The sequence below is a fragment of the Natronospira sp. genome (genome assembly GCF_007134575.1).
GTDB lineage: Bacteria > Pseudomonadota > Gammaproteobacteria > Natronospirales > Natronospiraceae > Natronospira > Natronospira elongata.
The window spans coordinates 1-7,890 of record NZ_SLKM01000312.1 but is presented as its reverse complement, the minus strand read 5'-3'; the positions used below and the strand labels follow the sequence as shown (position 1 = coordinate 7,890).

Below are 7,890 nucleotides of genomic sequence, written 5' to 3'. Positions count from 1 at the left end.
GGCCTCGGCCGGGATCGAGGGAATGGCCGGGTCGGGGATGCCCCAGCGTGACAGCAGCGGCGTATTCACTTCCAGGACCCCGCGCCGGTCGAAGAAGGCGCGGACCTGCCGGAGCAACCGCGCCCGTTGCCGGAGGCTCTCCATCGCGGCAACGGGTCGCCAGGCTGCGGAAGGCTTTCGGCTCAAGACTCAGTCCTTGACGCGAGAGACATATTCACCTTTGCGGGTATCGACCTTGATCACCTCGCCTTCGTCAATGAACAAGGGAACGCGAACCACGGCTCCGGTCTCCAGCGTGGCAGGCTTGCCGCCCCCACCCGAGGTATCACCGCGGACACCGGGATCAGTCTCCACGATCTTGAGCTCGGTAAACGGTGGCGGCTCCACGGACAGGGGATCCCCCTGGTAGAGAGTGACCTTGCAAACGTCCTGTTCACGGATCCACTTGGCAGTCTCCCCCATGGCCGCCGGAGAGGCCTGGTGCTGCTCGAAGGTATCGGGCACCATGAAGTAGTAGAATTCACCATCCGTGTACAGATACTGCATGTCCATCTCGAAGACATCGGCAGCTTCAACGGATTCACCGGACTTGAAAGTCCGATCGATTACCCGGCCGGTTTTGAGGTTACGAACCTTGACCCGATTGAAGGCCTGGCCCTTGCCGGGCTTGACGAACTCGTTTTCCAGAATATTGTAGGGCTCGCCGTCAAGCATGATCTTGAGCCCGCCCTTGAATTCGTTGGTGCTATAAGTGGCCATTGAAAAACCCCATTTAAGATTCCGGTGCAAAATTGCAGAATGGGCCCCTGCCCACGAAGGGGCCCCGGCCCGGCCGGGAACCCGATAATCCAGCGTCCCCTGGAGACAAAGCCCAGTATGATACCTGCTCACTCCGCACCCCGTCAGCCCGCCGGGCAATCCAGGCCGTCAGAACAGGCGAGCGAGGCAGATTGGCACCGACTCCTGGCTCAAGGTTATCGCGAGGTGGGTGCCCTCTTGCAGGACCTGTCCCTGAGCGCCGAGGAGCTGGCCGAGCCGGTGGATCCCGCCACCCCTTTCCCGCTAAGGGTCCCTCGCGGCTATGTTGCCCGCATGCGACCCGGTGACCCGACCGACCCCCTGTTGCGGCAGGTACTGCCACTGGATAGGGAAAACGATGCGGTTCCCGGCTACGTCAATGATCCGGTTGGGGATCTGGACAGTCGCCAGAGCGCGGGCGTCCTGCACAAGTATCCGGGGCGGGCATTGCTGGTCACCACCGGTGCCTGCGCCATCCACTGCCGTTACTGTTTCCGGCGTCATTTTCCCTATGGCGAGGAAAATGCCGGCCGCAAGCGGTGGCGGAACAGCCTGGAGGCGGTGGCCGCCGATGACAGCATCCGGGAAGTGATCCTGAGCGGTGGCGACCCCCTCAGCCTGGATAACGACAAACTCCGCCCCCTCATCGAAGGCCTGGGCAAGATAGCCCACGTGGAGCGTCTGCGCATCCATACCCGCTTGCCGGTGGTGCTGCCGGAAAGGATCGATCCAGAGCTGGTGGCGTTACTGACAGCATTTCCCGGGCCAGTGTGCCTGGTCATTCACGCCAACCATGCCCAGGAGCTGGATGAGAGCGTGGCCCGAGCCCTCGGCCCCTTGCGCGAGGCCGGTGTTCTGCTGCTCAACCAGGCGGTTCTACTCAAGGGCGTCAATGACAGCGTCAGCGCTCAAGAGGATCTGTCGGCGCGACTGACCGCGCTCGCTGTGGCACCCTATTACCTGCATCAGTTGGATCCCGTGGCCGGCGCGGCCCATTTTCAGGTTTCCGATCACCGCGCCCGGACCATCATTGACGAACTGCGCCGCTTGGCTCCCGGTTACATGGTTCCCCGATTGGTACAGGAAATTCCGGGCGACCAGGCCAAGCGGCCGCTGTAATGAAATCACTATTATCGAGGGGGCTCGTTTACACTGGAAAATCGAGCACGATTCCGTTACAAGTGTCGAGTTGGAGTCGGTCTTTCAGGGACAGGAAAGCTTGCCCCCGACCCGCCCGCGCCTTTTCGAACACGCTAACAGTCAGGATCCGACCCTAAATGAAACGAAGCTATCTACCAGCCATTGTTCTGACCCAGTCACAGGACGACGCGGAAGTCCTGAACCGGCTGCTGCGCAATGCAGGCCACGCGGTTCGCCCCAAGTGGATCAGCCGTTTCGAGGATCTGGAAAAGGAGCTGCGGGCAGAGGAGCCGGACCTGATCGTTTCCTACACCAAGGGTGCCGGCGCCGGCCTGTCCAAGGTGATCGAGCTGCGGGACAAACATGCCCCCCTGGTTCCCGTCATTGCCATCAGTGAAGAAGCCAGCGAGGAAGCGGTCGCCAAGGCCATCCAGACCGGGGCCCGTGACCTGGTTTCCCTGGACAAGACGGAACGCCTGGTGGCGGTGGTCTCGCGGGAGCTGGAGGTACTGGGCCAGGCCCGGGCCCTGCATGAAGCCCGCAAGCAACTCCGCGAGTATGAAGAACGCTTCGAGGGCATTCTGGAAGACTCGGCCGATGCCCTGGCGTATATCCAGGAGGGTATCCACGTCAGTGCCAACCCGGCCTACATCGAACTGTTCGGCTATGAGGATGCCGATGATGTGGAAGGCATGCCGGTCATGGACTTCTTCAGCAAGGAGTCTCAGGCCGACATTCGCAAGATCCTGAAGCAGACCCTCAAGGGCAAGCCACCCACGGAAGCGCTGACGCTCAAGGGCCGTAAAGCCGATGGCGGCGAAGTGGAGCTGACCGTGGAAGTACGCGGCCTTGAGATGGATGGCGAACCGGCCGTCGAGCTGGCCATTCGCAGCGAAGGCGGTGACCCGGAAGCCTACGAACGACAACTGGCAGAACTGGAACGCCGGGATTCCCTCACCGGCCTGTTCAATCGCAATTACTTCAACCAGATTCTGACTCAGCGTTTTGAGAGCCGACAGGATGATGACAAGGCCCGGACCTTGCTGGTGGTCCAGCCGGACAAATTCGATTCCGTGCGGGAGCGCATTGGTGTCGTGGCCTCCGATGATGTGCTGAAGGGGCTGGCCGAGATCATCCGAAACCACGCTGAAGACGGTGATTTCCCGGCACGCCTGGAGAATGCCAGCTTCGCCGTCATGCTGGAACGGGGAAATCTAGCGGCGGTAAAAAGCTGGGCCGAGTCTCTCAACCAGGCCATCGCCAAGCATGTCTTCGAGGCAGGTGGCCAATCCACCGCCATGACGGCCACCATCGGCATCAGCGAGATGTCGGAGCTGATCGAAACCGCAGATGGGCTATTAAGCACGGCCCTGGAAGCAGTGGCCCAGGGCGGCAAGGCCGGCGGCGGCAAAGTTATCGTCTATGAGCCACCGGAAACCGATGCCGAAGGGCAGCTCTCGGATCATGCCTGGGCCAAGCGCATCCGTGCCGGCGTGGAGCAGGACCTGTTCCAGCTGGTTTACCAGCCCATTGCGGACCTTACCGGTGGTGATTCGGACCTCTCCGATATTCTGGTCCAACTCAGGGACGAAGAAGGCGAGGAATTCCAGGCCCATGATTTCATGCCGGCTGCCGAACGACAGCGGCTGGTTGGTCTTGTGGATCATTGGGTGATTGATCACTCGCTCAAGGTGCTCAAGGAAAGAATGGAAAAGGGCCAGCCCGGCCGCTTCTTCCTGAGAGTTTCACACCAGACTCTCGCCGACCCGAAGCTGGTGAAATGGATACTGGGCAAGGTCAAGCAGTCTGATACCCTCGCCAAGCATGTGGTCTTTGAAATCTCGGAGCATTCTCTGGACAAGCGCCTCAAGGAAGGCAAGGCCTTTGCCGCAGAGGCTCGCGACCTGGGCTGCGGCGTGGCCGTTGAGCATTTCGGGATCGGCCTCAACTCCATGCAGACTCTGAGTCACATGGACATGGACTTTCTAAAGATCGACGGCTCATTCATGCAGGGCATCGATAGCGACGATGCCAAGCGGGAACAAGTCGAGCAATTCATTGCCGCGGCCAAGGAGCGGGACATCACGACCGTTGCCGAACGAGTGGAAGACGCCAACACCATGGCGGTCCTTTTCCAACTGGGTGTCGCCTACATTCAGGGCAACTACGTTCAGGAACCGGAAGTGGTAATGGAAGAACAGGAATAAGCCCGGGCATTCGGCCTGGGCGCGACGCGGGGGCTTCCATGCCCCCAAGCCGCTTTCTCGAAACGCAGCCTGGCGCTGCGTTTTCTTTTTTACCGAAGCCGCTGAAGTGCCTCGATGCGCTCCTCAATGGGCGGATGACTCATGAACAATCTCTTCAGACCCTGACCGGGCCGCCCGAAGATACCAAAGGCTGCCATCTGGTCGGGCAGTTCTTCGTTGCGCGGATTGGCCAGCCGCTTGAGAGCGCTGATCATCTTCTCCCGCCCCGCCAGGCGAGCACCCCCTTCGTCGGCCCGGAACTCCCGGTAGCGGGAGAACCACATCACGATGGTGCTGGCGAGGATGCCCAATACAATCTGGGCAATGATGGCCGTGATGAAATAACCCGGGCCATGACCGTGCTGGGTCTTGAACACCGCCCGATCCACCACATGGCCGACGATGCGGGAAAGGAAGATCACGAAGGTGTTCACCACCCCCTGCACCAGGGCCAGGGTCACCATGTCGCCATTGGCCACATGGCTGACCTCATGGCCCAACACGGCCTCCACTTCATCCCGGCTCATGTTGCGCAACAGGCCCACACTCACAGCCACCAGGGCCTTGTTCTTGTTCATGCCGGTGGCAAAGGCATTCATTTCCCCACCGGGATAAATGGCGACTTCCGGGGTGGCAATATTGCACTGCCGGGCCTGGTTTTCCACCACCCGCAGTAGCCAGGCTTCGGTTTCATTGCGGGGCTGGGTGATGACCTGGGCACCGGTCATCTTCTTGGCAGTCCACTTGGACATGGCCAGGGAAATGAAAGAGCCACCCATCCCGAGAATGAAGGAAAAAATCAGCAGGGCCTGGAAATTGATCGCACCCTGCTCGTCCAGGTAGCGATCCACACCAAGGATGGAGGCCACCACGAACAGCACAGCCAGGATGGCCAGGTTGGTAATCAGAAACAGACCGACTCGCTTCATTGTTGGCAACACTCCGTTTGAGTTTCACTGCCGAAAAATATGGGGACCGACCTTCGCCTTATCAAGAAGGATGGACCATGGAGGCGCAGGAAGGTTCTGGAAGGGGGCTGGCGATGGCACGACTGGGCCTTCCCTGGCCCAGCTTTCTCTGCAATGGCGGTCTTACTTGGCCGGCAGACGCGCCTGGGGCACCAGGGCATCCACCTTGCGCCAGCCCTGGGGCAGTTTGTAGCCACGACGGCCTCGCTCGCCCACGTATTCATCCAGCTCCGACGGAGTAAGGCGCTTGTAGCGCTGACCACTGAACAGGACCAAGGTGTCGGCCTCGTCAAAGGCGGTGGCAGCCACCACCCGCTCCTCGCCAGTCTTGAGCTTCTTAGGCGGGATACCCATGAGCTTGTTGCCCTTGCCCCGGGTCAGCTCCGGCAGCTCTTCCAGCGGGAAGGTGAGGAAATGGCCCTCGCTGCCGGCCACGGCAATCCAGTCGTGGGCCGGATCCACTACCGGGGTGGGCGGTAACACCCTGGCACCCTTGGGCACGGTGAGGACGGCCTTGCCCTTGCGATTACGGGAATACATCTCGCCCAGACGGCAAACAAAACCGTGCCCCTGGTCCGTGCACAGCAGCCAGCGATCATCCTCATTTCCGATCATCACCCCGGCAAAGGTGGCACCATCCGGCGGATTGACCCGGGCCGACAGGGGCTCACCCTGTCCCCGCGCCGATGGCAGCGTATGGGCCGGCACGGTATAGGTACGACCGGTGCTGTCCATGAACACGGCCAACTGGTTGCTTCGACCCTGAGCCGAGGCCTGATAACCATCGCCGGATTTGTAGTTCAGCCCCTCCGGGTCGACTTCATGTCCCTTGGCCGCCCTGGCCAGACCCCGCTGTGACAGGACCACGGTAACCGGCTCGGAGGGCACCAGTTCGGTTTCATCCAGGGGCTTGGCGGCACCCCGGCTGACGATGGGCGAACGACGCTCATCACCAAAGCGCTCGGCGTCGGCCAGGATCTCCTTCTTGATCAGGGTCTTGAGTCGCTGCCTGGACCCCAGGGTCTTCTCGAGCTGCTTGCGCTCTGCTTCCAGTTCGTCCTGCTCACCCCGAATCTTCATCTCCTCAAGCCTGGCCAGGTGACGCAGCTTGAGTTCCAGGATGGCTTCGGCCTGCTCATCGGAGAGACCAAAACGCTTCATCAACACCGGCTTGGGCTTGTCCTCCTCGCGAATGATCTGGATCACCTCATCAATGTTGAGATAAGCAATCAGCAGACCTTCAAGCACATGCAGGCGGGAGGTCACCTTGTCGAGGCGGAACTGCAGACGCCGGGTGACGGTGTCCATGCGGAACTGCAGCCACTCGGACAGCATCTCCTTGAGATTACGTACACGCGGCCGTCCATCCAGGCCAATCACATTCAGATTGACGCGGTAGTTGCGCTCAAGATCGGTGGTGGCAAACAGATGGTTCATCAGCTTTTCGGCTTCCACCCGGTTGGAGCGGGGAACGACCACCAGGCGCACCGGGTTCTCGTGATCCGACTCATCCCGCAAATCCGCCACCAGGGGCAGTTTCTTCTGCCGCATCTGCTCGGCGATCTGCTCCAGCACCTTGCTGCCGGAGGTGTGGTGCGGCAGGCCGGTGATGACAATCTCGCCCTCTTCCTTCTTCCAGGCCGCCCGCATGCGAATACTGCCGTTGCCGGTTTCATAGACCTTGCGGATATCCTCCCGCGAGGTAATGATCTCGGCCTCGGTGGGATAGTCCGGGCCCTGGACGTACTCGCACAGCTCTTCCAGCGAAGTGCGACTGTTCTCCAGCAGACGCACGCAGGCAGTGGCCACTTCCCGCAGATTGTGTGGGGGAATATCGGTGGCCATGCCGACGGCAATACCGGTGGTGCCATTGAGTAGCACATTGGGCAATCGGGCCGGCAGAACCTCGGGCTCGCTCATGGTGCCGTCAAAGTTCGGCCCCCAATCCACCGTGCCCTGCCCCAACTCGGACAGCAGGACGCCGGCATAGGGCGCCAGACGGGCTTCGGTATAACGCATGGCGGCGAAGGATTTGGGATCGTCGGGTGAACCCCAGTTGCCCTGCCCGTCCACCAGGGGATAACGGTAGCCGAAGGGCTGGGCCATGATCACCATGGCCTCGTAACAGGCCGAGTCACCATGGGGATGGTATTTGCCCAGCACATCGCCAATGGTGCGCGCGGATTTCTTGGGCTTGGCGGCGGCGCTCAGGCCCAGTTCGGACATGGCGTAGATGATGCGGCGCTGAACCGGCTTCAGGCCATCACCGATATGCGGCAGTGCACGGTCCAGGACCACATACATGGAGTAGTCCAGATAGGCCTTCTCGGTAAAGTCCTTCAGCGCCTGGCGTTCCCAGTTGGCCTCACCATTGCTCACGGTTTCGGTCATTTCCTGTCCTCGGAAGATTTATTTTCGAGACTTGTTCGTGTAAATGGGCTTTGGTGGCTTCGAGCCGGTGGCTTACGCTGGCGCCGGCTGTCCTCGAAGTCCTCATGGGCCGATAGAGCGGCCATGGTCCAGAACTGTCCGTGGCGCGAGGTGGCGTAGCAGGGGCGGGGAGGCTTTTCCAGGATTGTGGGCGACAGGACGTCGCCCACAAAGCCTACAGGGACGTATCCACGGCGTTCCTGGAAAAGCCTCCCCGCCCCTGCGTCAGCCACCGACTCGAAGCCACCAGACGTCGACCGCCGAAACAGCCGCCCAAGCATCATTCAAAGTATCTCAGTACCAGCCAG

The 7,890-nt window shown here is 60.9% G+C and carries 5 protein-coding genes and 1 pseudogene; 2 read left to right on the top strand and 4 right to left on the bottom strand.

The window, feature by feature from the left end; translation table 11 throughout:
• Positions 1–186, bottom strand: a pseudogene (locus ACJWXQ_RS12570) (EF-P lysine aminoacylase GenX); the annotation flags it as partial.
• Between the two features lie 3 nt (positions 187–189).
• The gene (gene efp, locus ACJWXQ_RS12565; protein WP_346049808.1) at positions 190–759 is read right to left on the bottom strand and encodes an elongation factor P; all 570 of its coding nucleotides are present in this window, start codon (positions 757–759) and stop codon (positions 190–192) included.
• Between the two features lie 117 nt (positions 760–876).
• Here efp and epmB point away from each other — a divergent pair, with 117 nt between their 5' ends.
• Both epmB and ACJWXQ_RS12555 read left to right on the top strand, forming a co-directional pair.
• A complete protein-coding gene (gene epmB, locus ACJWXQ_RS12560; protein WP_346049806.1) occupies positions 877–1,917 on the top strand; it encodes an EF-P beta-lysylation protein EpmB in 1,041 nt (346 codons plus the stop codon).
• A gap of 158 nt (positions 1,918–2,075) precedes the next feature.
• Positions 2,076–4,145 carry an EAL domain-containing protein gene (locus tag ACJWXQ_RS12555; RefSeq protein WP_346049804.1) on the top strand — a complete coding sequence of 690 codons (2,070 nt, stop codon included), beginning with the start codon at positions 2,076–2,078 and terminating at the stop codon, positions 4,143–4,145.
• A gap of 89 nt (positions 4,146–4,234) precedes the next feature.
• Here ACJWXQ_RS12555 and htpX read toward each other — a convergent pair whose 3' ends face one another.
• Both htpX and parC read right to left on the bottom strand, forming a co-directional pair.
• Positions 4,235–5,113, bottom strand: coding sequence for a protease HtpX (htpX, locus tag ACJWXQ_RS12550; RefSeq protein ID WP_346049802.1), 879 nt, complete (start codon positions 5,111–5,113; stop codon positions 4,235–4,237).
• A gap of 162 nt (positions 5,114–5,275) precedes the next feature.
• Positions 5,276–7,543, bottom strand: a complete 2,268-nt coding sequence (gene parC / locus ACJWXQ_RS12545) for a DNA topoisomerase IV subunit A (RefSeq protein ID WP_346049800.1) — start codon at positions 7,541–7,543, stop codon at positions 5,276–5,278.
• Positions 7,544–7,890: the final 347 nt, after the last annotated feature.